The organism is Bradyrhizobium cajani, assembly GCF_009759665.1.
Classification (GTDB): domain Bacteria; phylum Pseudomonadota; class Alphaproteobacteria; order Rhizobiales; family Xanthobacteraceae; genus Bradyrhizobium; species Bradyrhizobium cajani.
The window spans coordinates 62,794-89,039 of sequence record NZ_WQNE01000033.1 but is presented as its reverse complement, the minus strand read 5'-3'; the positions used below and the strand labels follow the sequence as shown (position 1 = coordinate 89,039).

At 65.0% G+C, this 26,246-nt stretch carries 23 protein-coding genes; 17 read left to right on the top strand and 6 right to left on the bottom strand.

Annotation, left to right across the window (positions count from 1 at the left end; translation table 11 throughout):
* From GPL20_RS30695 to trmB, 5 genes are all read left to right on the top strand, one after another.
* Positions 1-1,119 carry a hemolysin family protein gene (locus tag GPL20_RS30695; protein ID WP_167533294.1) on the top strand — a complete coding sequence of 373 codons (1,119 nt, stop codon included), beginning with the start codon at positions 1-3 and terminating at the stop codon, positions 1,117-1,119.
* Positions 1,116-2,726 (top strand): apolipoprotein N-acyltransferase, encoded by a 1,611-nt coding sequence (lnt, locus tag GPL20_RS30690; protein WP_254126117.1) that lies wholly within the window; start codon positions 1,116-1,118, stop codon positions 2,724-2,726. Before GPL20_RS30695 ends, lnt begins: the two co-directional genes overlap by 4 nt.
* 219 nt (positions 2,727-2,945) lie before the next feature.
* A complete protein-coding gene (locus tag GPL20_RS30685) occupies positions 2,946-3,359 on the top strand; it encodes a helix-turn-helix domain-containing protein (RefSeq protein ID WP_157334771.1) in 414 nt (137 codons plus the stop codon).
* Positions 3,360-3,444: 85 nt separating this feature from the next.
* Positions 3,445-4,602 (top strand): M20 family metallopeptidase, encoded by a 1,158-nt coding sequence (locus tag GPL20_RS30680; protein ID WP_157334769.1) that lies wholly within the window; start codon positions 3,445-3,447, stop codon positions 4,600-4,602.
* A complete protein-coding gene (gene trmB, locus GPL20_RS30675; RefSeq protein WP_157334766.1) occupies positions 4,599-5,312 on the top strand; it encodes a tRNA (guanosine(46)-N7)-methyltransferase TrmB in 714 nt (237 codons plus the stop codon). The genes GPL20_RS30680 and trmB overlap by 4 nt, the downstream gene beginning before the upstream one ends.
* A 134-nt stretch (positions 5,313-5,446) precedes the next feature.
* On the opposite strand, the gene GPL20_RS30670 is transcribed toward trmB, so the two are convergent.
* The gene (locus GPL20_RS30670) at positions 5,447-6,529 is read right to left on the bottom strand and encodes a DUF2336 domain-containing protein (RefSeq protein WP_157334764.1); all 1,083 of its coding nucleotides are present in this window, start codon (positions 6,527-6,529) and stop codon (positions 5,447-5,449) included.
* Positions 6,530-6,891: 362 nt separating this feature from the next.
* Here GPL20_RS30670 and rimP point away from each other — a divergent pair, with 362 nt between their 5' ends.
* The 8 genes from rimP to pnp all read left to right on the top strand — a co-directional run bounded on the left by rimP (position 6,892) and on the right by pnp (position 17,266).
* Positions 6,892-7,650 carry a ribosome maturation factor RimP gene (gene rimP / locus GPL20_RS30665; protein WP_157334762.1) on the top strand — a complete coding sequence of 253 codons (759 nt, stop codon included), beginning with the start codon at positions 6,892-6,894 and terminating at the stop codon, positions 7,648-7,650.
* A gap of 2 nt (positions 7,651-7,652) precedes the next feature.
* A complete protein-coding gene (gene nusA, locus GPL20_RS30660) occupies positions 7,653-9,263 on the top strand; it encodes a transcription termination factor NusA (protein WP_157334760.1) in 1,611 nt (536 codons plus the stop codon).
* 23 nt (positions 9,264-9,286) lie between these two features.
* Positions 9,287-9,970, top strand: coding sequence for an RNA-binding protein (locus GPL20_RS30655; RefSeq protein WP_157334758.1), 684 nt, complete (start codon positions 9,287-9,289; stop codon positions 9,968-9,970).
* A gap of 70 nt (positions 9,971-10,040) precedes the next feature.
* Positions 10,041-12,752, top strand: a complete 2,712-nt coding sequence (infB, locus tag GPL20_RS30650; RefSeq protein WP_157334756.1) for a translation initiation factor IF-2 — start codon at positions 10,041-10,043, stop codon at positions 12,750-12,752.
* Between the two features lie 156 nt (positions 12,753-12,908).
* Positions 12,909-13,340 (top strand): 30S ribosome-binding factor RbfA, encoded by a 432-nt coding sequence (gene rbfA / locus GPL20_RS30645; protein WP_157334754.1) that lies wholly within the window; start codon positions 12,909-12,911, stop codon positions 13,338-13,340.
* Positions 13,337-14,455 carry a tRNA pseudouridine(55) synthase TruB gene (gene truB / locus GPL20_RS30640; RefSeq protein ID WP_157334752.1) on the top strand — a complete coding sequence of 373 codons (1,119 nt, stop codon included), beginning with the start codon at positions 13,337-13,339 and terminating at the stop codon, positions 14,453-14,455. The genes rbfA and truB overlap by 4 nt, the downstream gene beginning before the upstream one ends.
* 2 nt (positions 14,456-14,457) lie before the next feature.
* Positions 14,458-14,727: a 30S ribosomal protein S15 gene (rpsO, locus tag GPL20_RS30635; RefSeq protein ID WP_008540131.1), complete on the top strand. Its 270-nt coding sequence runs from the start codon at positions 14,458-14,460 to the stop codon at positions 14,725-14,727.
* 376 nt (positions 14,728-15,103) lie between these two features.
* Positions 15,104-17,266, top strand: coding sequence for a polyribonucleotide nucleotidyltransferase (gene pnp / locus GPL20_RS30630; RefSeq protein ID WP_157334750.1), 2,163 nt, complete (start codon positions 15,104-15,106; stop codon positions 17,264-17,266).
* 218 nt (positions 17,267-17,484) lie between these two features.
* On the opposite strand, the gene katG is transcribed toward pnp, so the two are convergent.
* The gene (gene katG / locus GPL20_RS30625) at positions 17,485-19,650 is read right to left on the bottom strand and encodes a catalase/peroxidase HPI (protein WP_157334748.1); all 2,166 of its coding nucleotides are present in this window, start codon (positions 19,648-19,650) and stop codon (positions 17,485-17,487) included.
* Positions 19,651-19,764: 114 nt separating this feature from the next.
* On the opposite strand from katG, the gene GPL20_RS30620 reads away from it, so the two are divergent.
* From GPL20_RS30620 to GPL20_RS30610, 3 genes are read left to right on the top strand one after another with little or no spacing between them, the layout of a single operon-like run.
* Positions 19,765-20,685, top strand: a complete 921-nt coding sequence (locus GPL20_RS30620; RefSeq protein ID WP_157334746.1) for a hydrogen peroxide-inducible genes activator — start codon at positions 19,765-19,767, stop codon at positions 20,683-20,685.
* 12 nt (positions 20,686-20,697) lie between these two features.
* The gene (locus tag GPL20_RS30615; protein ID WP_157334744.1) at positions 20,698-21,162 is read left to right on the top strand and encodes a GNAT family N-acetyltransferase; all 465 of its coding nucleotides are present in this window, start codon (positions 20,698-20,700) and stop codon (positions 21,160-21,162) included.
* The gene (locus GPL20_RS30610; RefSeq protein ID WP_157334742.1) at positions 21,159-21,755 is read left to right on the top strand and encodes a glutathione S-transferase family protein; all 597 of its coding nucleotides are present in this window, start codon (positions 21,159-21,161) and stop codon (positions 21,753-21,755) included. The genes GPL20_RS30615 and GPL20_RS30610 overlap by 4 nt, the downstream gene beginning before the upstream one ends.
* A 97-nt stretch (positions 21,756-21,852) precedes the next feature.
* On the opposite strand, the gene fabI is transcribed toward GPL20_RS30610, so the two are convergent.
* From fabI to fabA, 3 genes are all read right to left on the bottom strand, one after another.
* Positions 21,853-22,653: an enoyl-ACP reductase FabI gene (gene fabI / locus GPL20_RS30605; protein WP_157334740.1), complete on the bottom strand. Its 801-nt coding sequence runs from the start codon at positions 22,651-22,653 to the stop codon at positions 21,853-21,855.
* Positions 22,654-22,807: 154 nt separating this feature from the next.
* Positions 22,808-24,031, bottom strand: coding sequence for a beta-ketoacyl-ACP synthase I (gene fabB, locus GPL20_RS30600; protein WP_157334738.1), 1,224 nt, complete (start codon positions 24,029-24,031; stop codon positions 22,808-22,810).
* Between the two features lie 40 nt (positions 24,032-24,071).
* On the bottom strand, positions 24,072-24,593 hold the full coding sequence (fabA, locus tag GPL20_RS30595; RefSeq protein WP_157334736.1) for a bifunctional 3-hydroxydecanoyl-ACP dehydratase/trans-2-decenoyl-ACP isomerase: 522 nt from the start codon (positions 24,591-24,593) through the stop codon (positions 24,072-24,074).
* A gap of 354 nt (positions 24,594-24,947) precedes the next feature.
* Between fabA and irrA the strand changes: the two genes are divergently transcribed.
* Entirely contained in the window at positions 24,948-25,439 is a 492-nt protein-coding gene (gene irrA / locus GPL20_RS30590; RefSeq protein ID WP_157334734.1) for an iron response transcriptional regulator IrrA, read from the top strand.
* A 195-nt stretch (positions 25,440-25,634) separates the two neighbouring features.
* On the opposite strand, the gene GPL20_RS30585 is transcribed toward irrA, so the two are convergent.
* Positions 25,635-26,165, bottom strand: coding sequence for an SH3 domain-containing protein (locus tag GPL20_RS30585; protein ID WP_157334731.1), 531 nt, complete (start codon positions 26,163-26,165; stop codon positions 25,635-25,637).
* Positions 26,166-26,246: the final 81 nt, after the last annotated feature.

Sequence of the window (26,246 nt, the reverse complement as noted above, 5' to 3'; positions counted from 1 at the left end):
ATGCCGGATTCCGACCCAATTCACGACAATCCGCGCAACACAGCCAATTTGCCGGCCGTGGTGGCGCCCGGCGAGGTGATGCGCCCGACCGCGGAAGGCTGGCTGCTGCGCGCCATCCGCACGCTGTTCGGCTGGAAGGCCGGATCGGTGCGCGACGACCTCCAGGTCGTGCTCGATGCGACGACGCCTGACGATACCGGCTTCTCGGCGGTCGAGCGCACCATGCTGCGCAACATCCTCGGCCTGCACGAGCGCCGCATCGCCGACGTCATGGTTCACCGCGCCGATATCGTCGCGGTGAAGCGCGACATTCCGCTCGGCGAATTGATGGACCGCTTCGAGAGCGCGGGCCATTCGCGCCTCGTCGTCTACAACGAGACGCTCGACGATCCCGTCGGCATCGTCCACATCCGCGACCTGCTCGCCTTCATGACCGCGCGTGCGCGCGTGTCCGAGGCTGCGAAGACCAAGCGCAAGAAGCCGCTGCCGGCCGGGCTCGACCTGCGCGCCGTCGATCTCGCGCTGCCGCTGGAGGATGCGCGCATCATCCGCAAGCTGCTCTACGTGCCGCCCTCGATGCGGGCGATCGACCTGCTCGCGCAGATGCAGGCCACGCGCATTCACCTCGCACTGGTTGTCGACGAATATGGCGGCAGCGACGGGCTGGTTTCGCTCGAGGATATCGTCGAGCAGATCGTCGGCGAGATCGACGACGAGCACGACAGCGACGAGCCGCCCTCGATCGTGCGCCTGCCCGACAACGCCTTCATCGCCGATGCCCGCGCCAGCCTGGACGACGTCCGCTCGGTGATCGGCGAGGACTTCGTCACCGGCGAGGCCGGCGAGGAAGTGCAGACGCTGGGCGGCTATCTCGTCAGCTTCGTCGGGCGCCTGCCGGTGCGCGGCGAAGTGATCTCGGGCCCCGGCAATTACGAGGTCGAGGTGCTCGATGCCGATCCGCGCCGCGTCAAGCGGCTGCGCATCTCGACGCGGAAGGAACGCCCGGCGCCGCGCCCCCAGCGCGAGAGCCGACGCCGCGAGGCTACGCCGGAGAGCGGTCAGCCGCCGGCCAGTGACACGCAGACCCCGCCGCCAAGCGACGGGGCCGGCCCGCAGTGAGCCCATTCCAGCGACTTCGGCAGATTGCGCTTGCCATTATTCTGACCTGGGGGTGGAAGCGCGCTCTCATCGCGATGTTGTGCGGCGCGCTGTCGGTGCTGGCGCTGGCGCCGTTCAACGCCTTTCCGGTGCTGTTCGTCACTTTTCCGGTGCTGGTCTGGCTGATCGACGGCGCCGGCGGACGATATGGCGGCGTTCCCGCCGCGGCGTTGACCGGCTACTGGTTCGGGCTCGGCTATTTCGTGCCCGGCCTCTACTGGATCGGCTACGCCTTCTTCGTCGAAGCCGATGTGTTCGCCTGGCTGACACCGTTCGCCGTGCTGGGCCTGCCCGCCTATCTCTCGATCTTCACGGCGATCGGCTTTGCGCTCGCCCGCCTGCTCTGGACCAAGAACGCCACGCGCGTGCTCGCGCTCGCCGCAAGCCTCACCATCAGCGAATGGCTGCGCGGTCACGCGTTGACCGGCTTTCCCTGGAACGCGTTTGGCTATGCGCTGTCGGAGCCGCTGCCGCTGGCGCAGACGGCTTCGCTGATCGGCCTGTGGGGCATGACATTCCTGACGGTTGCGATCTTCGCGAGCCCGGCGACACTGATCGACCGCACGCCCGATCGCCGCCTGGCGTGGCGCGCCCCGGCCGCAGCCATCGCGCTTCTGATCGTCATGGGCATCTTCGGCGCGATCCGGCTGTCGCTGCATCCGACCACGATGGTCGCGGGCGCCAAGCTGCGTCTGATGCAGCCGAACCTCCAGCAGGACGCGAAATTCAACTACGCCGCCAAGGCGGAGGTGATGAAGAAATACCTCGCCCTGTCGGACCGCGCCTCCGGACCCCAGTCGACCGGCGTGCGCGATGCCACCATCCTGATCTGGCCGGAGTCCGCCTTTCCCTTCTTCCTCACGCGCGAACCCGACGCGATGGCGCAAATCGCCGAGCTTCTGCCGAAGGGCACGGTGCTGATCACGGGTTCGGTCCGCGCACCCGATCTGCCGCGGGGTACGCCGATCACCCGCGCCTACAATTCGATCTACACGATCGATCACGACGGCAGCGTGCTCGCGGTGTACGACAAGCTGCATCTGGTGCCGTTCGGCGAATTCCTTCCGTACCAGAACCTGATGGAGAAGCTCGGTTTCGAGCAACTGACACGTGTGCGCGGCGGCTTCATTCCGGGCACCGTGCGGCATGCACTGCCGGTGCCCGGCGCGCCGCCCGCGCTACCGCTGATCTGCTACGAAGCGATCTTTCCCGGCGAAGTGGCTGGCCGCGACGAACGTCCGGGCTGGATCGTGAACCTCACCAATGACGGCTGGTTCGGCATCTCGACCGGACCCTATCAGCATCTGGAGCAGGCGCGGATGCGCGCGATCGAGCTTGGATTGCCGCTGGTCCGCTCCGCCAATACCGGCGTCTCCGCAGTGATCGATCCGATGGGACGAACCATCGCCAGCCTCGGTCTCGGGGTCGAAGGCATTTTGGATGCAAGTCTGCCCGCCGCAATCCCGCCGACCATCTATGCGAGGGTCGGCGACATCCCCGCAGCCATGCTCGTCGCGTTGGGTGTGATTGTGGCGGTACGGCGACGTGTTGCCAAACGGTACCCCTGATCCCGCCCTCGCCAGCGCAGCGACCGGAATCCTTTGACAACCGTAGTCCCACGGTTGACAGACTGCACACAGCCTCCTCATTCTGCATCCGCTGCAAAAGACAGTGGGCATTGCTAAATTTCTCCGCAATGTTTCCCAATAACAGGGTTTGATTTGACGATGCTGGCACCTGAGGCATCTCGCTGATTGCGCTGAAGGTGGTGTTTGGAGGCTGAGGAAATGTCGAAAGCGCCCAACCCTGTTGACAAATATGTCGGCAGCCGCGTGCGCATGCGCCGCATCATGTTGGGCATGAGTCAGGAAAAGCTCGGTGAAGCTTTGGGCCTGACTTTCCAGCAGATTCAGAAGTACGAGAAGGGCACGAACCGCGTCGGAGCGAGCCGCATCCAGCAGATCGCCGAGATCCTGCAGGTGCCGGTGTCGTTCCTGTTCGAGGGCGGCCCGAGCGGCGTTGCCGGGCCGGACGGCTTCAGCGAAGGCGCTTCGCCCTCGTATGTGTCCGACTTCCTCGCGACGTCCGAAGGTCTCGCGCTGACCAAGGCGTTCACGCGAATCACCGATTCGAAGATGCGGCGCTCGATCGTCGATCTCGTCGAGCAGATCGCGGCCCGCGAGGGCCCCGACAAGCGCTGACGCGCGATCTCATTCCGATTTGAGGCTGCGCCAAATCTGGCCTATGTCGTCATTTGCGGCCGCGCCTTGATGCGCGTTCTGCGCAATGATGCGATTCGAAGGCACAGATGCATCCATGATCAGTCCCACTTGGTTCGATTCCCAAACCATTCTCGATGGCATCCGCCGCTGGGTGGAGATCGAGACGCCGACGGACGCGCCCGCACAGGTCAACAGGCTGGTGTCGCTGGTCGCGGATCATTATCGCGATCTGCCCGTTGCGCTCGAGCGCGTCGCCGGGGTGGACGGCTGCGGCGACCATCTCATCGCGCGTTCGGCCTGGGGCCAGGACGAGCCGGGCATCCTCATCCTCAGCCATCTCGATACCGTTCATCCGATGGGATTCATCGAGCGTCTGCCGTTCAAGATCGAAGGCGACAGTGCGTTCGGCCCCGGCATCTACGACATGAAGGGCGGCGCCTACATCGCACATCACGCCTTCCGCGCGCTCTGTACCGCCGGCGATCGTTCGCCGCTCGGCATCACCCACATGTTCACCTCCGACGAGGAGATCGGCAGCCCCACCTCGCGTGCGCTGATCGAGAAGGAAGGACGCAAGGCCAAATACGTGCTGGTGACGGAGCCGGCGCGCGACGGCGGCAAGATCGTCACCGGCCGCAAGGGCGTCGGACGATTTGAAGTCTTCATCACCGGCGTGCCCGCGCATGCCGGCACGCGGCCCCAGGACGGCCGCAGCGCGATCCGCGAGCTCGCCAACGTCATCCAGACGCTGGAAGGGATGAACGATCTGAAGCACGGCGTCACCGTCAATGTCGGCGTGGTGCACGGCGGCACGCGTCCGAACGTGACGCCGGAAGAAGCTCATGCCGAAGTCGACCTGCGCGTGCCGAGCTTTGCCGACGCTGAAGAATTCGTCGGCAGGATCCTCGGACTGACATCGAAGACCGAGGGCGTCACCGTCAAGGTCACGGGCGAGCTCAATCGGCCGCCCTACGAGAAGAGCAATGCGGGCGCCGCGCTGTACGAGCATGCAAGGACGCTCGCCACGGAGATCGGCTTCGAGCTGATCGACTCCCACACCGGCGGCGGCTCGGACGGCAATTTCACCGCCGCGCATACCGCGACGCTCGACGGGCTCGGCGTCGACGGCAAGGGCGCACACACACATTATGAGCAGCTCTACGTCTCGTCGCTCGAACCGCGCGCGCGGCTGCTGCATCGCCTGTATCAGACGCTGCGATGAGCGAGCGCAAGTCAGATCCCGATCGCGATGACAGCGAGCGCGCCTTCTTCGGGCGCCGCAAGGGCCACAAGCTGAGGCAGCACCAGGCCGAGCTGATCGATCAGCTGCTGCCGCATCTCGCGCTCGACATCGACGGCGAGCCGCCGGCGGATGCGTGCGCGATCTTCGATCCCGCGGCAAACGATGTGCGGCTCGAGATCGGCTTCGGCGGTGGTGAGCATCTCACGGCCGAAGCGCAGAGCTTTCCCGCGACCGGCTTCATCGGCTGCGAGCCCTATGTCAACGGCATGGCAAAAATCCTCGCGCAGATCGAGGCCGGCAATATCGGCAACATCCGCCTGTTCGCCGGCGATGCCGCCGAGCTCCTGGCCTGGCTGCCCAAGGCATCGCTGTCGCGGATCGACCTGATCCATCCCGATCCCTGGCCGAAACGGCGGCACTGGAAGCGGCGTTTCGTCCAGGACCGGACCATCGCCGCGATGGCGCGCGTGCTGAAGTCTGGCGGCGAATTCCGTTTCGTCTGCGACATCGACGATTACTGCGCCTGGACGCTGTCGCATCTTGCGCGCTCGCCGGATTTCCTCTGGCTGGCCGAACGCGCCGACGATTTCCGGCAGCCATGGGCGGGCTACACCATGACGCGCTACGGCCGGAAGGCCGCGCGCGAAGGCCGCAAGGCGGCATATCTGCGCTTCAGGCGGGTCGGTTAACCGTCATTGCGAGGAGCGAAGCGACGAAGCAATCCAGAGTGCTCCCGCGGAGAGATTTCTGGATAGCTTCGCGGAGCCTGTCATCGGGCCGCGCTTCGCGCGGACCCGTTGGCTCGCAATGACGGAGTGCGAAGCTAAATCGTCTGCCGGTTGCGCCAGAAATTCACGACGCGCTCGGCGGTCGTCGGCATCAGGCGCGTGAAGTTCATGCGTGCGGCCTCGATGTCGGCATCGGCCGGCGCGCGGTGCGGGCCGTACCAGAGCAGGATCAGCGCGCGCACCGTGGGCCAGCCGAGGTTCAGCACGCGCCCCAGGATCAGAATCGGATCGTAACGGTCGCCCGCGACCAGGCGGCTGAGGATCGAAAGGCGGATGCCGGACATCGCCGAGAGCGAAGCGATCGATTCCTCGTATTTTTGCGCCTTGGCGAAGCCGAGCAGCGCACTCTCGCCGAGATGGCCCTCGCGATACAAGGCGAGCACCGTGCGCTGCGCCGCCGAGAAATCGCGGCGCGGGCCCGGCGGCAGCGCGGCCTCCTCGATGGCCGCCATCGCCCGCTTGATCTCAAGCTGGCGCGCGGGATTGACCACGCTGGAAAGGCGGCGGCGAATGACGTCGAGCGTGCCGTCGAGAAGTTCTTTCAGGTGCTCGCCCGAAAGATCGTTGCGCTGGCCGATCTTGAGCGTTAGCACGCCGTCCTGCGCCGCGCGCTTGATCAGCTCGGAATAGCTGCCGGGCGAGAACACCGCGCCGGCATTGCCCGCGGCGCGACGCACCACGTCTCGATCGCCACGCTCGACCAGCACATCGGTGATGTCAGCCGACAAGGCAGCGCGCTCCGTCATCGCCAGCAGATGGCCCTGGCCCTTCAGCCGCGCGATCTCGATCAGGGCGGCGTCGTCGAGCACGGGCGAGCGGCGCAGCACGGGGCCCGCCACCATGATTTCGTTCTCGCGGGCAAACTGCCCCACCAGATGCGGCGGCGCGTTGTTCAGGCGCGAGAAGCGCTCGGCGAGGTCGATACGCGAGGCAAGCTCGGCATGCGGGACGAGATCGATCAGGAGATTGTCGAAGAGATCGATGAGCTCCGGACGGAGCTTGTCGGCATCCTGGAAGAACAATTGGGCGATGGCGCGCGCGATCTCGCCGCGTCGCCGCGGATCGCCGCGTTTGACGATATCGTCCAGTCCGGGAATGAGCGACGTGGCAACGGTCATGAAAACGCAACTCGAACAGGGCACGCCGCGGGTGCGCCCTTGGTCTAAGCCGCCCCACAATCAGGGAATCTAGGCCTGCTTGATGAAAGAAGCGTTGCGCTGGGGGCCCGCGAATCGGGCCCAAAAAGCCGCCCCCGCCCTGCGATGGGCCTTGTCCGGGCGGGTGGAAAGGGCTATATCAACGCCAATTCATCTTCTCATACGAACCGCGTAGTGAGAGTGGGCCCGAAAGGACCCGCTCTTTTTTATTACCTGAGCGCGGCTTTGCGGAAGATGCGGCCCGACCAGCCGTCGGGAGAGTTCCGAAGCGGGCTTTGAAATCGTAACCAAGCCTTAACCATCGAGCGCCTTTGACCCCTGCCATGATCGAACCGAACACTGGTTCCACGGATGCCGAGTTGCTGGCCGAGCCGAGGCTCGTGGTCGAGCCGGGCGTCGCGGCACGTGTGTCCGCGGTCGCAGCACCGGTGCTCCAGGGCATGGGCTATCGCCTGGTGCGGATCCGCATTTCCGGGGAAGCCGGCTGCACCGTGCAGATCATGGCCGAGCGGCCGGACGGCTCGATGCAGCTCGAGGATTGCGAGGCGATCTCGCGGGCGCTGTCACCCGTGCTCGACGTCGCCGACCCCATCGATCGCGCCTACCGGCTGGAAATCTCCTCGCCGGGGATCGACCGTCCGCTGGTGCGCCGCTCCGATTTCGAGCGTTATTCCGGGCATCTGGTGAAGATCGAGATGGCGGTCGCCCATGAGGGGCGGAAGCGGTTCCGCGGCACGCTCGGCGCCGTCGAAGGCGACCGCGTGCATCTGCATCGCGACGACGTCAAGGCGGGCGACGATGCCGACGTTCTCCTGACGATGGAGGATATCGGCGAGGCACGGCTCGTGCTGACCGACGAACTGATCGCGGAATCCATGCGCCGCGGCAAGGCCGAGGAGCGCCAAATGCGCCGCGATCTCGGCCTCGAGCCGCCGCAGGCGCCGCACGTCAAGATCAGCGAGAAGACCACCAAGAACAGTAAGCCGAAAAAGAAGAAGCCGGCCCCGACCAATACGAAGAAACATCGCCTTGCCGCCGAACGCGCGCGGCGCGGCGAGATCGAGCCTGACGAAGGAGACTAGCCATGGCAGTCAGCGCCAATCGACTTGAGTTGCTCCAGATTGCGGACGCCGTTGCACGGGAGAAATCGATCGACCGCGGCATCGTCATCGCGGCGATGGAGGACGCCATCGCCAAGGCGGCGCGCGCACGTTACGGCAGCGAGACTGACGTTCATGCCGAGATCGACCCGAAGAAGGGCGAGCTGCGGCTGTCGCGCCACATGCTGGTAGTCGAGAAGGTCGAAAACCACTCCAACCAGATCTCGCTGGTGGATGCGCAGCGCGCCAATCCCGGCGCGCAGGTCGGCGACACCATCGCCGACACCCTGCCGCCGCTGGAATACGGCCGCATCGCCGCGCAGTCGGCCAAGCAGGTGATCGTGCAGAAGGTGCGCGAAGCCGAGCGCGACCGGCAATACCAGGAATTCAAGGACCGCATCGGCGACATCGTCAACGGCGTCGTCAAGCGCGTCGAATATGGCAGCGTGATCGTCGACCTCGGACGTGGCGAAGCCATCATCCGCCGCGACGAGATGCTGCCGCGCGAAGTGTTCCGCAACGGCGACCGCGTCCGCGCCTATATCTTCGACGTCCGCCGCGAGACGAGAGGCCCGCAGATCTTCCTCTCCCGCACCCATCCGCAGTTCATGGCAAAACTGTTCGCGCAGGAAGTGCCGGAGATCTATGACGGCATCGTCGAGATCAAGGCGGTGGCCCGCGACCCGGGCTCGCGCGCGAAAATCGGCGTGATTTCCCGGGATTCCTCGGTCGATCCGGTCGGTGCCTGCGTCGGCATGCGCGGCTCGCGCGTGCAGGCGGTGGTGAACGAATTGCAGGGCGAGAAGATCGACATCATTCCCTGGTCGCCCGACATCGCGACCTTCGTGGTCAACGCGCTGGCGCCGGCGGAAGTCTCCAAGGTCGTCATCGACGAAGATCGCGAGCGCATCGAGGTCGTGGTGCCCGACACCAACAACCAGCTCTCGCTGGCGATCGGCCGCCGCGGCCAGAACGTGCGTCTGGCCTCGCAGCTCACCGGCTGGGACATCGACATCCTGACCGAGCAGGAGGAATCGGAGCGCCGCCAGGCCGACTTCGAGAACTCCACCCGCGTCTTCATGGAATCGCTCAACGTCGACGAGGTGGTCGGCCAGTTGCTGGCATCCGAAGGCTTCACCTCGGTCGAGGAACTCGCCATGGTGGACGTCAAGGAACTCGCCGGCATCGAGGGCTTTGACGAGGAGACCGCGCAGGAGCTCCAGAACCGCGCCCGCGAATATCTCGAGCAGCAGGAAGCCGAGCTCGAGGCCAAGCGCAAGGAGCTCGGTGTCGAGGACGCCCTGAAGGACGTGCCCGGCGTCACCTCGAAAATGCTGGTGAAGTTCGGCGAGAACGACATCAAGACGGTCGACGACCTCGCCGGCTGCGCCACCGACGATCTGGTCGGCTGGACCGAGCGCAAGGAAGGCAGCGAGCCGACCAAGCACGCCGGTGCGCTCGACGGCATCGACATCTCCCGTGACGATGCCGAGGCGATGATCATGCAGGCCCGCGTCAAGGCCGGCTGGATCACCGAGGCCGATCTCGCCAAGCCGGCCGAGGAGGCCGAGGCGACCGAAGATCAGCCGGCTTAAGGGCAACGGAGAATGTCGCCGGAATGCTCGCAGACACTGACCACGATCTCGATCATGGCCCGCGGACCGAAAGGTCCGCGACCATGCGGATGTGCGCGGTCAGTCGCGAGGTCCGGCCGATCGACGAGCTGATCCGCTTCGTCGTCTCGCCGCAAGGCGACATAGTTCCCGATCTCAAGCGCAAGCTGCCCGGACGCGGCATGTGGATCTCCGCCTCGCGGCAGGCGGTTGCGGAAGCCGTGCGTCGTCACCATTTCAGCAGGGCCTTCAAGCGCGACCTGCGCATTCCTCCGACGCTTCCCGCCGATATCGAGGCGCTCCTGGTCCGGAGCGTCACGGAAGCCCTTGGGATCGCCGCCAAGGCAGGCCAGATCGTGGCCGGCTTCGGCAAGGTCGAGAGCGCCCTGAGGGAAGGCACGGTCGAGGTCCTGATCCACGCCAGCGACGGGGCCGCGGACGGAATCCGCAAATTGGACATGCTGGCGCGTCAAAATGCCGGAAATCGCGGCGCCAAGCCGCAGATTCCCGTCGTCACCGCATTGAAATCGATAGAATTGGATTTGGCACTGACCCGGTCAAATGTGATACATGCTGCGCTGCTCGCGGGCCCGGCGAGCAGGTCATTCCTGTCACGTAGCCAGATGCTGGTCCGATACCGGATGGCGGACGATGACAAGACTGCCGAAAAGCACGGCCAGGATTTCTGAGAGACAACGACGACCCGATATGACGGTGCGGCAACGCACAACACTGATAAATCAGGATTAGGACTACTGAATGGTTGATACCAAGACCCCTGGCGACAAGAAGCTGAGCGTTCCGAGCAAGACGCTATCGCTCAAGCCGCGCGTCGAAACGGGCACTGTGCGCCAGAGCTTCAGCCATGGCCGCAGCAAGCAGGTCGTGGTCGAGAAGCGCGGCAAGCGCCGTATCGACGGCGCCCCTGAGCCGCACGCGCCTGAGGTTGCTGCGAAGCCGGCACCGGCCGCGCCCGCGCCGTCGCGCCCCGCTCCGCCCCCTGCTCCGCCGCGCAATGCCGGTTCCGGCGTGGTGCTGCGCACCCTGACCGAGGACGAGCGTTCCGCCCGTGCCAGCGCGCTGGCCGACGCCAAGGTGCGCGAAGTCGAAGAGCGCCGCCAGGCCGAGGAAGAGGCCCAGCGCCGCGCCGTCCGCGAGGCCGCCGAACGCGCCGAGCGCGAAGCAGCCGAATCCCGCCGCAAGGCCGAAGAAGAGCGTCACCGTCACGAGGACGAGGCCAAGCGCAAGGCCGAGACCGAAGCCAAGAAGCGTTTTGGCGAAGGCGAACAGCCCTCCGCTCCCCGTCCCACTGCAGCGGCGGCCCCGGCCGCTCCCGCGCCGCGTCCCGGCGCGCCCGCAGCGCGTCCCGGCGCCACCACCACGGCACGCCCGGGAACAACGACCGCACGCCCCGGAACGACCACCGCACGGCCGACAGGCGGCCCGCTGGGTCGCGCTCCCGCGGTTGCGGCCGGACCGGACGAGGACGATGGTCCGCGCCAGGTCCGTCGCGGTCCCGGCGGCGCTGCGCGTCCTGTGGTGGCCCCCAAGCCCACCCACAAGCCCGGCCCCCAGAAGGAGCGCGGCCGCCTGACGGTCGTGACCGCTCTCAATGCCGACGAAGTACGCGAGCGCTCGATCGCCTCGTTCCGCCGCCGTACCCAGCGCCTGAAGGGCCATGCCTCCAACGAGCCGAAGGAAAAGCTCATCCGCGAGGTGGTCATTCCGGAAGCGATCACCATCCAGGAACTCGCCAACCGCATGTCCGAGCGCGCGGTCGACGTCATCCGCATGCTGATGAAGCAGGGCGCGATGCACAAGATCACCGACGTGATCGACGCCGACACCGCGCAGTTGATCGCCGAAGAGCTCGGTCACACCGTCAAGCGCGTCGCCGCGTCGGACGTCGAAGAAGGTCTGTTCGACCAGGTCGACGATTCCACCGACACCGAGACGCGTTCGCCCGTGGTGACCGTGATGGGTCACGTCGACCACGGCAAGACCTCGCTGCTCGACGCGCTCCGTCATGCCAACGTGGTCTCCGGCGAAGCCGGCGGCATCACCCAGCATATCGGCGCCTATCAGGTGCTGTCGCCCGAGAGCGGCAAGAAGATCACCTTCATCGACACGCCCGGCCACGCCGCGTTCACGGCGATGCGCGCCCGCGGCGCCAAGGTCACCGACATCGTCGTGCTGGTGGTCGCGGCCGATGACGGCGTGATGCCGCAGACGGTCGAAGCCATCAATCACGCCAAGGCGGCGGGCGTGCCGATCATCGTTGCCATCAACAAGATCGACAAGCCCGATGCCAAGCCCGAGCGCGTGCGCACCGAGCTGCTCCAGCACGAGGTTCAGGTCGAATCCTTCGGCGGCGAAGTCGTCGACGTCGAGGTGTCCGCCAAGAACAAGACCAATCTCGACAAGCTGCTCGAGATGATCGCGCTGCAGGCCGAAATCCTCGACCTGAAGACCAATTCGGAGCGTCCGGCCGAAGGCACCGTGATCGAAGCCAAGCTCGATCGCGGCCGTGGTCCGGTCGCCACCGTGCTGGTCCAGCGCGGCACGCTCCGGGTCGGCGACATCATCGTTGCCGGCGCCGAGATGGGCCGCGTCCGCGCGCTGATCTCCGATCAGGGCGAAACCGTGCAGGAAGCCGGTCCCTCCGTGCCGGTCGAGGTGCTCGGCTTCAACGGTCCGCCGGAGGCCGGCGATCGCCTCGCCGTGGTCGAGAACGAAGCCCGCGCCCGCCAGATCACCAGCTACCGCGCGCACCAGAAGCGCGAGAACGCGGCAGCCTCGATCTCCGGCATGCGCGGTTCGCTCGAGCAGATGATGTCGCAGTTGAAGACGGCGGGCCGCAAGGAATTCCCGCTGATCGTCAAGGCCGACGTGCAGGGCTCGCTGGAAGCGATCCTCGGCTCGCTGGAGAAGCTCGGCACCGACGAAGTCGCCGCCCGCATCCTGCATGCCGGCGTCGGCGGCATCTCGGAATCCGACGTGACGCTCGCGGAAGGCTTCAACGCCGCGATCATCGGCTTCTCGGTTCGCGCCAACAAGGAGGCCGCAGCGGCCGCCAAGCGCAACGGCATCGAGATCCGTTACTACAACATCATCTACGACCTCGTGGACGACGTGAAGAAGGCGATGAGCGGCCTGCTCGCGCCGACCCTGCGCGAAACCATGCTGGGCAATGCCGAGATCCTGGAGATCTTCAACATCTCCAAGGTCGGCAAGGTCGCCGGCTGCCGCGTCACCGACGGCACCGTGGAACGCGGCGCCAATGTGCGCCTGATCCGCGACAACGTCGTCGTGCACGAAGGCAAGCTGTCGACGCTCAAGCGCTTCAAGGACGAAGTGAAGGAAGTCCAGTCCGGCCAGGAATGCGGCATGGCCTTCGAGAGCTATCACGACATGCGCGCCGGTGACGTGATCGAGTGTTATCGCGTGGAGACGATCCAGCGCTCCCTGTAAGTCCAAATCTTACCGAAGCGCCCGGATCTTTTTGAGCTGAAATTGCGGGAGTGCGATGGCCGGATTTTTCCGGCCATCCACGCCTCATTCGTTTCAACAGGACAAATGACAATGCTCGTGTCCCATGCACGCGCATGACGAGGTGATTTTCGAACCATGCCCCGCCATCATCAGAAGAAGAGTTCCGCCCCCGGCGGCTCGCAGCGTCAGTTGCGCGTCGGCGAGCAGGTTCGCCATGCGATGGCCGAGATTCTGGCGCAAGGCAACGTGCATGATGCGGACCTCGAAGGCCACATCATCACCGTGCCGGAGGTACGGATGTCGCCCGACCTGAAGCTCGCAACAATCTACGTGATGCCGCTCGGTGGCCGCGACACCGAGCTCGTCATCGCTGCGCTCGAGCGCAACAAGAAATTCCTGCGCGGCGAGGTCGCGCGGCGCGTTAACCTGAAATTTGCACCTGATATTCGCTTCCGCGTCGACGAACGATTCGACGAAGCGGAACGGATCGAGAAGCTTTTGCGAACACCTGCGGTGCAGAAGGACCTGGAACAGGATCCGGATTCGGATCGGGAAGAAGAGCAATGACGATGGACCCGGCTCACAGCACGATCGGCGACGAACAGGCCGATCAGCGCGACGTGCAGAAAAATAATTTTTCGGACGCAGGCAGCGATGCCCGGCCGCATCAGGAGCCGCGCCGCGTCAACAACGATCCGCGCGCGAGCAGGCAGAAGGGCAACCAGCCGCGCCGCGACCGCCGCGACGTCCACGGCTGGGTCGTGCTCGACAAGCCGATCGGCATGACCTCGACGCAGGCGGTTGCCGTGCTCAAGCGTCTGTTCAACGCCAAGCGCGCCGGCCATGCCGGCACGCTCGATCCGCTCGCCTCCGGCGGCCTGCCGATCGCGCTCGGCGAAGCCACCAAGACGGTTCCCTTCGTGATGGACGGCCGCAAGCGCTACCGCTTCACCGTGTGCTGGGGCGAGGAGCGCGACACCGACGACATCGAGGGTCGGGTCACCGCGACCTCCGACCAGCGGCCGACCCGGGAGGCCATCCTGGCGCTCTTGCCCCGCTTCACCGGGGTGATCGAGCAGGTCCCGCCGCGCTATTCCGCGATCAAGGTCCAGGGCGAGCGCGCCTATGACCTCGCCCGCGACGGCGAGGTCGTGGAGCTGGCCCCCCGCCCGGTCGAGATTCACCATTTATCCCTTGTGGATCAACCGGATAACGACAGGGCGGTATTCGAGGCCGAGTGCGGCAAGGGCACCTATGTCCGTGCGCTCGCCCGCGATATGGGCCGGATTCTCGGGACTTACGGCCATATCTGCGCGCTGCGGCGGACCCTGGTCGGCCCATTTGGCGAAAACGACATGATTCCGCTGGATCAGTTGGAGGCTTTGTGCCATAGAGCCGCGTCCGGCGAGGGCAGCCTCGCCGACGCGCTTATGCCCGTTGAGACCGCGCTGGACGACATCCCGGCACTGGCCGTCACTCGGGCTGATGCGGCAAGGCTCCATCGGGGCCAGGCCGTTTTGTTGCGCGGACGGGATGCGCCCACTTGTAGCGGCACAGTCTATGTCACGGTGGCAGGCCGTCTTTTGGCGCTTGCTGAAGTCGGCAATGGCGAAATCATCCCCAAGCGTGTGTTCAACCTGACCGGCCTGACTGCCAGCCCCGGTCGCAACGAGAGAAATTGACGATGTCGATTGCCGCAGAACGCAAAGCGGAAGTCATCAAGACGAATGCCACCAAGGCCGGCGACACCGGCTCGCCCGAGGTTCAGGTCGCGATCCTGTCGGAACGCATCAACAACCTCACCAACCATTTCAAGACGCACGTGAAGGACAACCATTCGCGCCGCGGTCTCTTGAAGCTGGTCTCGACCCGCCGCTCGCTCCTCGACTACCTCAAGAAGAAGGACGAGGCGCGCTACAAGGCGCTGCTCGAGAAGCACAACATTCGTCGTTAAGTGTTCCTGCGCGCGCCACTGGCGCGCGTTTTTGCGCGTGGTTTCGAACGAAAGCGCTTCCTTAAAGGTTTTTGATCGAGGCTGCGTGCACGTCGGATGCGAGCCGTTGACGGCTGGTATCCGAGGCATGAAGGGCGAAGACCGCGGTTTGGTGTTCGCGCTCATGCCGACTGACAGTCCAGCAGCAATCCGGCGGCTGGGCACAACGGGCAAGGCGCCCGTATGACCCGAAAGGATGGACGCCATCCGAAATCCAAAAACCATGGCAGGATCGCAGGACGCTGGTCATCGCACCGATCAGCGTCCCGCAATCTTGCGCATGGTTTTTGTTTTTCGGGGCCACCCTTCTTTCGAGAACCCATGAAAGAAGACCTCTATGTTCAATAAGCATTCAGTCGAGATCGACTGGGGCGGACGCCCTCTCAAGCTCGAAACCGGCAAGATCGCCCGTCAGGCCGACGGCGCCGTCATCGCCACCTATGGCGAGACCGTGGTGCTCGCCACCGTCGTCGCGGCGAAGGCGCCGCGCGAAGGCGTCGACTTCCTGCCGCTGACCGTCGACTACCAGGAGAAGACCTACGCCGCGGGCCGCATTCCCGGCGGCTATTTCAAGCGCGAGGGACGTCCGACCGAGAAGGAGACGCTGGTCTCCCGCCTCATCGACCGTCCGATCCGTCCGCTGTTCGTCGACGGCTGGCGCAACGAGACCCAGGTGATCGTCACCGTGCTCTCGCACGACATGGAGAACGATCCCGACATCGTGGCGATGGTCGCGGCCTCGGCCGCGCTGACGCTGTCCGGTGCGCCCTTCAAGGGCCCGATCGGCGCCGCCCGCGTCGGCTTTGCCAATGACGAGTTCGTTCTCAACCCGACGCTCGACGAGATGGTCGACACCCAGCTCGACCTCGTCGTCGCCGGCACCGCCGACGCCGTGCTGATGGTGGAATCGGAAGCCAAGGAGCTCAACGAAGACGTGATGCTCGGCGCCGTGATGTTCGGTCACCGCCACTTCCAGCCGGTCATCAACGCGATCATCGACCTCGCCGAGAAGGCCGCGAAGGAGCCGCGCGAAGTCACCGTGATCGACAATTCGGCGATCGAAAAGGAAATGCTCGGCCTGATCGAGCAGGAGCTGCGCGCCGCCTATGCGATTCCCGTGAAGCAGGAGCGCTATGCCGCCGTCGGCGTCGCCAAGGAAAAGGTGATGGCCCACTACTTCCCGGAAGGGCAGGAGCCGAAATACGACAAGCTCCGTGTCGCCGGCGTGTTCAAGGAGCTCGAGGCCAAGATCGTTCGCTGGAACATCCTCGACACCGGCAAGCGCATCGACGGCCGCGACGTCAAGACCGTGCGCAACATCGTCGCCGAAGTCGGCGTGCTGCCCCGCGCTCACGGCTCGGCGCTGTTCACCCGCGGCGAGACCCAGGCGATGGTCGTGACCACGCTCGGCACCGGCGAGGACGAGCAGTACATCGACGCGCTGTCGGGAACGTACAAGGAAACGTTCCTGCTGCACTACAACTTCCCGCCCTACTCGGTCGGCGAGACCGGCCGCCTCGGCGGCACCAAGCGCCGCGAGATCGGCCACGGCAAGCTCGCCTGGCGCGCGATCCATCCGGTGCTGCCGCCGCACCACGAGTTCCCCTACACCACGCGCGTGGTGTCGGAGATCACCGAGTCCAACGGCTCCTCCTCGATGGCTTCGGTCTGCGGCGCCTCGCTGGCGCTGATGGATGCCGGCGTGCCGCTGAAGCGGCCGACCGCGGGCATCGCGATGGGCCTGATCCTCGAGGACAAGCGCTTCGCGGTTCTCTCGGACATCCTCGGTGACGAGGACCATCTCGGCGACATGGACTTCAAGGTCGCCGGGACCGAGCAAGGCATCACCTCGCTCCAGATGGACATCAAGATCGAGGGCATCACCGAGGAGATCATGCGCGTCGCGCTTGGCCAGGCCAAGGACGGGCGCATCCACATCCTCGGCGAGATGGCCAAGGCGCTCACCGCGGCCCGCGCCGAGCTCGGCGAATACGCGCCGCGCATCGAGACCTTCAAGATCCCGACCGACAAGATCCGCGAAGTGATCGGCACCGGCGGCAAGGTGATCCGCGAGATCGTCGAGAAGACCGGCGCCAAGGTCAACATCGAGGACGACGGCACCGTGAAGGTCGCTTCCAGCGACGGCGAGGCGATGAAGGCTGCGATCAAGTGGATCAAGTCGATCGCGTCCGAGCCGGAAGTCGGCCAGATCTATGACGGCACCGTCGTCAAGGTGATGGAGTTCGGCGCCTTCGTGAACTTCTTCGGCTCCAAGGACGGCCTCGTCCACATCAGCCAGCTTGCGGCGAGCCGCGTGCAGAAGACCACCGACGTCGTCAAGGAAGGCGACAAGGTCAAGGTCAAGCTGCTCGGCTTCGACGATCGCGGCAAGACCCGCCTGTCGATGAAGGTGGTCGACCAGACCACCGGCGAGGACCTCGAGGCCAAGGAGAAGGCCGCCGAGGGCGAGAAGGCCCCGCGCGAGGCGGCCGGCGAGTAAGTCGCTGCTGCATCAGAAACACGAAGGGCGGCCGAAAGGCCGCCCTTTTTGTTTGTGTTGTTTGTGCCTGCTACGGTCGATATGCGCCCCCCTCTCCCGCTTGCGGGAGAAGGTTGGGGAGAGGGTGCCTCCACATCGGGATTGCCCCGTGTGGAGAGAACCCTCACCCGGTGCTTCGCACCGACCTCTCCCGCAAGCGGGAGAGGTGAAGCAACAGCTCACGCCGCGATGTCGTACCGGTCGAGGTTCATCACCTTGGTCCAGGCCTTGGCGAAGTCCTTCACGAACATCTCCTTCGAGTCCGAGGTGGCATAGACCTCGGCGAAGGCGCGGAGCTGCGAGTGCGCGCCGAAGATGAGGTCGGCGCGCGTGCCGGTCCACTTCACCGCGTTGGTCTTGCGGTCGCGGGCCTCGTAGCTGCCGTCAGCCGCCGGCGTCCACTGCGTGCTCATGTCGAGCAGGTTGACGAAGAAGTCGTTGGAGAGCGTGCCCACCTTCGCGGTGAGGACGCCGTGCTTCGAACCGTTCGCATTGGCGCCGAGCACGCGTAGGCCGCCGACCAGCGCCGTCAGCTCGGGCCCGGTGAGCTTCAGAAGCTGCGCGCGATCGACGAGAGCTTCTTCCTGCTGCAGGAACTGATGCTTCTTGCCGATGTAGTTGCGGAAGCCATCGGCTCGCGGCTCGAGCGGTGCGAAGGACTCCGCGTCGGTCTGCTCCTGCGAGGCATCCATGCGGCCCGGCGTGAAGGCGACCTTGACGTCGACGCCGCCATCCTTCGCCGCCTTCTCGACCCCGGCGGTGCCGCCGAGCACGATCAGGTCGGCGAGCGAGACCTTCTTCGCGCCGGACGACGCGTTGAAATCCTTCTGGATCGCTTCGAGCTTGCCGAGGACCTTGGAGAGCTGAGCCGGCTGGTTCACCTCCCAATCCTTCTGCGGGGCAAGACGGATGCGCGCACCGTTGGCGCCGCCGCGCTTGTCCGAGCCGCGGAACGTCGAGGCCGACGCCCAGGCGGTCGAGACCAGCTCGGACACTGAGAGGCCCGACGCCAGGATCTTGGTCTTCAGCGCGGCGATGTCCTGATCGCTGACCAGCTCGTGATTCACGGCCGGAATCGGATCCTGCCAGATCAGCGTCTCCTTCGGCACCAGCGGGCCGAGATAGCGCTGGATCGGGCCCATGTCGCGGTGGGTGAGCTTGAACCAGGCGCGGGCAAAGGCGTCCGCGAACTGAGCCGGGTTCTCCAGGAAGCGACGCGAGATCTTCTCGTAGGCCGGATCGAGGCGCAGCGAGAGGTCGGTCGTCAGCATCGTCGGCCGATGCTTCTTCGACTTGTCGAAGGCATCGGGAATGATCGCGTCGGCGCCCTTGGCCGTCCACTGGTTCGCACCGCCCGGGCTCTTCGTCAGCTCCCATTCGTACTTGAACAGGTTCTCGAAGAAGTTGTTGCTCCACTTCGTCGGCGTCGTCGTCCACGTCACCTCGAGACCGCTGGTGATGGAATCGCCAGCCAGGCCCGATGCGTGCTTGCTCTTCCAGCCGAGGCCCTGATCCTCCAGCGCGCCGGCCTCCGGCTCCGGACCGACCAGCGAGGGATCACCTGCACCATGGGTCTTGCCGAAGCTGTGGCCGCCGGCGATCAGCGCGACGGTTTCCTCGTCGTTCATCGCCATGCGGGCAAAGGTCTCGCGGATGTCCTTGGCCGCGGCGACCGGATCCGGCTTTCCGTTCGGGCCTTCCGGATTGACGTAGATGAGACCCATCTGCACCGCGCCGAGCGGTTCGGCGAGCTGGCGCTCACCGCTATAGCGCTCATCGCCAAGCCAGGTGCCTTCAGGACCCCAATAGAGCTCTTCCGGCTCCCAGACATCGGCGCGGCCACCGGCGAAGCCGAAGGTCTTGAAGCCCATCGATTCCAGCGCGACGTTGCCGGCGAGCACCATCAAATCGGCCCAGGAAATCTTGCGGCCGTATTTCTGCTTGATCGGCCAGAGCAGACGGCGCGCCTTGTCGAGATTGGCGTTGTCGGGCCAGCTGTTGAGCGGGGCGAAACGCTGCTGACCGGCACCGGCGCCACCGCGGCCGTCGGTGATGCGGTAGGTGCCCGCGCTGTGCCAGGCCATGCGGATCATCAGGCCGCCATAATGGCCGAAGTCGGCGGGCCACCACTCCTGCGAGTCCGTCATCAGGGCCGTCAGGTCCTTGATGACCGCGTTCAGGTCGAGCGACTTGAACTCCTTGGCATAGTCGAACTCCTTGCCCATCGGATCGGACAGGTCGGAATTCTTGTGCAGCATCTCGATGCTGAGCTGGGTTGGCCACCAGTCGCGGTTCACGCGCGTGGGTTTTCCGCCCGAAAACGGGCACTTCGAAGTGTCATCCATGATTACCTCCTCTGGTGGCGTCCGACGGCGCCCTTTGACCAGGTAGAACCACTCTAAGCGTCACGTCCCATCAGGGGAAGTTGACTTTAATGATCGCTGCGATAGGATTTTCTGATGATAAACCTGACGCTGCGCCAGCTCCGGTATTTCGATGCATTGGCGCGCCACGGTCATTTTGGCCGCGCGGCGGAGGCCTGCTCGATCTCGCAACCGGCCTTGTCGATGCAGATCAAGGAGTTGGAGGAAGCGCTCGGCGGCCTGCTGCTGGAGCGCAGCGCACGGCAGGTCGCGCTGACCCGGTTCGGCGAGGAGCTGGCGCAACGTGTCCACGACATTTTGCGCTCGATCGATGAGCTCGGCGATTTCGCCCGGGCGTCGCAGGACCGCTTTGCCGGCCGCCTGAGGATCGGCATGATCCCGACCATCGCGCCTTATCTGCTGCCCAAGATCACCAAGAATCTCACTCGCATGCATCCGGAGCTCGACATCCGCGTGCGCGAGACGATGACGCCGCGGTTGATCCAGGAGCTCGTCGAGGGCCGGCTCGACACCGCCATCGTGGCGCTGCCGGTATCCGAGCCGTCGCTCACCGAAGTGGCGCTGTTCGACGAGAAATTTCTGCTGGTGCGACCGGGCGCGGATGAGGGAACGCCGGTGCCGTCGCGCGAGATGATGCGCGAGATGCGGCTGTTGCTGCTGGAGGAGGGCCACTGCTTCCGCGATCAGGCGCTGTCCTTCTGCAACATGCAGTCGGCGCCGCCGCGCGAGATGCTGGACGCGAACTCGCTCTCGACGCTGGTCCAGATGGTCAGCGCCGGCATCGGCGTCACGCTGATCCCGGAGATGGCCGTGCCGGTGGAGACGCGATCGGCCTCGGTCTCGGTGGCGCGCTTCCGCGATCCGGAGCCCTCGCGCACCATCGGCATGGTCTGGCGCAAGACCAGCCCGCTGGCGCGGCAGTTGCTGCAAATTTCCGAGGTGGTCTGCCTGTCGGCCGGCAAGGAGCGCGCGCGGCCATCCGCGCGCAATCAGTGAACCTGAGGCCCAATGCCCTATCCCGTCATCCGCCCGGCCCGCGCCGACGAATATGACGAGATCGCCCGCGTCTGGATGGAGAGCTGGGTCTCGACCGGGCTCGCAGAGGCCAGCGACTTCATGCTGGCAAATCTGCGCGCACGCGTGCGACGCGAGATCGAGCACGGCTGGAGCCTGTTCGTCGCCGACGACAACGGCACGATCGCCGCAATGCTGGCGCTGCACGTGCCGAAACTCTATCTCGACATGCTTTTCGTCGCCCCTGCCTATCAGGGCCGGTCGCTCGGCCGGCAATTGCTCGCCTTCACCCGCACGCAACTGCCTGATGCGATGTACCTGCGCTGCGTGCGCGAGAACGAAAAGGCCTGGCGGTGGTACGAGCGCGAAGGTTTCGAGTTCGAGAAGGAAGAGATCGAGCCGTCGAACGGGTTCGTGATGAAATACTATCGGTGGAAGAACAAAGGAAACGCGCCATGATCAAGCTTTATTGGTCGCCCCGCTCGCGCTCGTTCTCGACGCTCTGGCTGATGGAGGAAAGCGGTCTGCCCTACGAGCGCGTGCTGACCGACATTTCAACGGGCGCGCAGAAGGCGCCGGACTATTTGAAGATCAACCCGATGGGCAAGGTGCCGGCGCTCAGCGACGGCGGCGCCGCGCTCGGCGAAGCCGCCGCGATCTGCGCGTACATTGCCGATCGCTATCCCGAGACTAGGCTCGCACCCGCTGTGACCGATCCACGCCGCGCGCGCTATCTGCAATGGCTGTTCTTCTCGCCGAGTTGCATCGAGCCCGCCATCATCCAGATCTTCACCAAGATCGAGATCCCGACCTCGACGGCGGCCTGGGGCAGCGCGACGCAGGTCTTCGACGTGCTGGAAGCTGCGCTCGCCAAGGGGCCGTGGATTTTGGGCGAGGAGTTTTCCGCCGCCGACATCACCATCGGCTCGGGCCTGAACTACGCGGTGCGCCTGTTCAAGATGGTGCCATCGCGACCAGCCTTCGATGCCTATCTCACGCGCTGCCTGGCGCGCCCGGCATTCCAGCGCGCCGAGAAGATCGCAGCGGGCTAAAGCGCGATGAGATTAGGATGAATCGTCATCGCGCTTTAGGCTGTTGTTTGAGCATGATCTTTTCGGAAAACCGCTGCGCACTTTTCCGGATCATGCTTTAGTCCGGCGTTTTCAAATCGTCCGGCCTTGGCATCAGGACGATGTTGTAGCCGGAATCGACATAGTGGATCTCGCCGGTCACGCCGCCGGAGAGATCCGACAACAGATACAGCGCCGAGCCACCGAGTTCGTCGAGCGTGACGCCGCGGCGAAGGGGCGCATGCTTCTGCATGTAGGCGAACATTGCGCGCGCCTCGCCGATGCCGGAGCCGGCGAGCGTGCGGATGGGCCCGGCGGAGATCGCGTTGACGCGGATGCCGCGCGGTCCGAAATCGGAGGCGAGGTAGCGCACCGAGGCTTCCAGCGCCGCCTTGGCGACGCCCATCACGTTGTAGTTCGGCATCGCGCGCTCCGAGGCGCCGAAGGTCAGCGTGATCATGCTGCCGCCATCGGTCATCAGCTCGGCGGCGCGTTTTGCGACCTCCGTGAACGAGAAGCAGGAGATCACCATGGTGCGCGAAAAGTTCTCGCGGCTGGTGTCGGCGTAGCGTCCCTTCAGCTCGTTCTTGTCGGCAAAGCCGATGGCGTGGATCACGAAGTCGAGCTTGCCCCATTTTTCACGAAGCACGGCGAAAGTCGCATCGACGCTGGCGATGTCCTCGACGTCGCACGGCAGCACCAGATCGACGCCGAGCTGCTCGGCCAGCGGCTTGACGCGTTTGCCGAGGGCTTCGCCCTGGAAGGTGAAGGCGAGCTCGGCGCCATGGGCATGCAGCGTCTTCGCCATGCCCCAGGCGATCGAATGATCATTGGCGATGCCCATGATCAGACCGCGCTTGCCTTTCATCAGACCTTCCATTGCAGCCGTCGCTCCTATTTTCGACGTCATCGCCCGCGTTGTGCGCGCTTCGCACTGGGGCGGGCGATCCAGTATTCCAGAGACCGTCGTGATAAATAGAGAAGCCGCGGCGTACTGGATGCCCCGCCTTCGCGGGGCATGACAAAGTCAGACGTCACACATCCAGCCGGCTGAACACCAGCGTGGCGTTGGTGCCGCCGAAGCCGAAGGAGTTCGACAGTACGGTGCCGATCTTGACGTTGTCGATGCGCTTGCGGACGATCGGCATGTCGGCGAACACCGGATCGAGCTCCTGGATGTGCGCGCTCTCGCAGACGAAGCCGTTGTTCATCATCAGCAGCGAATAGATCGCCTCCTGCACGCCGGTGGCGCCCAGCGAGTGGCCGGTCAGCGCCTTGGTCGCCGAGATCGGCGGGCACTTCTCGCCGACGCCGAACACCCTGCGGATCGCCTCGATCTCCGGCGGATCGCCGGCCGGCGTCGAGGTGGCGTGCGGATTGATGTAGTCGACCTTGGTCTTCACCGTCGACATCGCCATGCGCATGCAGCGCTCGGCGCCCTCGCCCGAGGGCGCGACCATGTCGTGGCCGTCCGATGTCGCGCCATAGCCGACGATCTCGCCATAGATGCGCGCGCCGCGCGCCTTGGCATGCTCGAGCTCTTCCAGCACCAGCACGCCGGCGCCGCCGGCGATGACGAAGCCGTCGCGATTGACGTCGTAGGGACGCGAGGCCGTGGCGGGCGTGTCGTTGTATTTCGAGGACATCGCGCCCATGGCGTCGAACAGCACCGACAGCGACCAGTCCAGCTCCTCGCAGCCGCCGGCGAAGATGACGTCCTGCTTGCCGATCTGGATCGTCTCATAGGCGTTGCCGACACAGTGGTTCGACGTCGCGCAGGCCGACGAGATCGAATAGTTCACGCCCTTGATCTTGAACCAGGTCGCAAGCGTCGCGGAGGCCGTGGAGGACATCGCCTTCGGCACCGCGAACGGGCCGACGCGCTTCGGTCCCTTGGTGCGGGTGATGTCGGCGGATTCGACGATGGTGCGCGCCGAGGGGCCACCGGATCCCATGATGATGCCGGTGCGGATGTTGGAGACTTCTTCGGGCGATAGACCGGAATCTTGGATCGCCTGCTCCATCGCGACGTGATTCCACGCGGCGCCCTGACCGAGGAAACGCATCGCGCGGCGGTCGACCACCGTCGCAGGATCGAGCGTCGGCTCACCTTGCACCTGCGAACGGAAGCCGAGCTCGGCATATTTCTCAGCCCGCGAAATGCCCGACTTCGCCTCGTGAAGGCTCGCAAGCACTTCCTGGGTGTTGTTTCCGATGGACGAGACAATGCCCATCCCGGTGACCACAACCCGCCTCATGACAGCCTCGCCTCAATCGTTGTCTTCTTGGTGATGCGCGTTAGCCCAGGCTCGTGCCCTGCTTGAACAGGCCGACCTTTAGGTCCTTGGCGCGATAGATAATCTGGTCATCGACCGAAAGCCACCCGTCGGCGATACCGAGCACGAGCTTTGAACGCATCACGCGCTTCATGTCGACGTTGTACACAACCTTGCGGGCCTCGGGCAGAACCTGGCCGCCGAACTTCAATTCGCTGAGGCCAAGCGCGCGGCCGCGGCCCTCGCCACCGACCCAGCCCAGGTAGAATCCGACCATCTGCCACAGCGCGTCGAGACCGAGGCAGCCGGGCATCACGGGATCGTTCTTGAAGTGGCAGCCGAAGAACCAGAGATCGGGCTTCACGTCGAGTTCGGCGCGCACCAGTCCCTTGCCGAACTCGCCGCCATTGTCGGTAATTTCAGTGATGCGGTCGAACATGAGCATCGGCGGCAGCGGCAGTTGGGCATTGCCCGGACCGAACATCTCACCGCGGGCACATGCCAGCAAATCTTCGTATTCGTAACCGTTGCGCCTGTTCAGCATGCACGTGCCTCTGTTCAAATCCCGATTGAGCGGCGTTCTTTGGCGAAAATGGGCCCCGTCTCGGTCGGAGAGCAACGCCAATTGCCATCGTCGGGCGCGGCTCCCGCAAGCCCCGGATGGACTGCGGACCGGGCCTCTCGTGCCTGGCCGCGCCAAAATCGGCTTAGCGGAACCGCGCGCTCTCTAACACAGGCCATTTCGGTGGCAAAGCGCTCTCATGAAGGTAAAATGACGGGGTCCTCGCCCAGTTCCAGACCCGATTAGAACCTCTCTAGTTGCGAGAAACTTGCATCTGCATCTTTCTGTTCTTATATTGCAGAGAGATATTGTTCACGCGTGCCTGAAAATCTGGAAATGAGCGAGAATACCGCGCCCCATCACGACGACGAGGCCCATTCCGCGGCCCTCCTGTCCGGCCGCCAGCCGGCTCTGACCGGCTGCCCGTGGCACGACGTCAACGAAATGCTCCAGTCCGCTGGGCTGCGTCCGACGCGCCAGCGCATGGCGCTGGGCTGGCTGCTGTTCGGCAAGGGGGCGCGCCACCTTACGGCTGAAATGCTGTACGAGGAAGCGACGCTGGCCAAGGTTCCGGTCTCGCTGGCAACCGTCTACAACACGCTGAACCAGCTCACCGACGCCGGGCTGCTCCGCCAGGTCAGCGTCGACGGCACCAAGACCTATTTCGACACCAACGTCACCACCCACCACCACTACTACCTCGAGAACAGCCATGAGCTGGTCGATATCGAGGATCCGCATCTGGCGCTGTCCAAGATGCCCGAGGTGCCCGAGGGCTACGAAATCTCGCGCATCGACATGGTCGTGCGCCTGCGCAAGAAGCGCTGAGATCTACTGAAATCGAACTGAGATCGTCATGGCCGGGCATAGCCGTCCGAAGGACGGCGTCGCTTGCGCTCCGCCTATGTCCCGGCCATTGTCGTTTTGCGCAGTCATTCCGGGGGGGGGTGCGCAGCACCGAACCCGGAATCTCGAGATCCCGGGCTCGATGCTACGCATCGCCCCGGGATGACGCCTGCGGCGTCAGTTCACCTGTTCGTCCGAATAGACGCCCCAGAGGCGCTCCTGCTGGATCCAGCCGTCAAAGCCGTTGCCGGCGACGTGGCACCAGTTTGCGGTGCACTTCTTCACCTGCGTGACGACGCCGGCCTGGAGCCTGGCCGCAACCGCGCTGTCAGGATCGGCCCGGTCGTAGATCGGCGCGAGGTCGTCCTTGTGCTTCATGGTGACGACCGCGGTGCGGCGGCCCGACAGCAGCGAGTGATAGACCCAGCCTTCGGCACCTTCGGAATCGCGGACCCGGCGCCAGTTCTCGAACTCGGCGGTGATTTCGACCGGCAGGCCGGCGCGGGTATAGACCCAGGCGACGTCATTGTCCTTGGTCGGGCCGGCGCGGACGTTGACGTGATCCGATTTGAGGCTGACATAGCGCGGCACCGGAAGGCCGCTGGCGGACTGCGGCGTGTTGTCCTTCGCCGAATGCGAGGGGCCGACCGAGGCGCTCAGCCAACCGCAGACGAGCGCCATCACCGCACAAAAACGCCCCAACGCCATCAAACCCGTCTCCTGTCGAAGACCCGGCCGTATCAGGTCCTCACCCCAAATTCCAAAACCCGCCGCACAAGCCCCTGACCC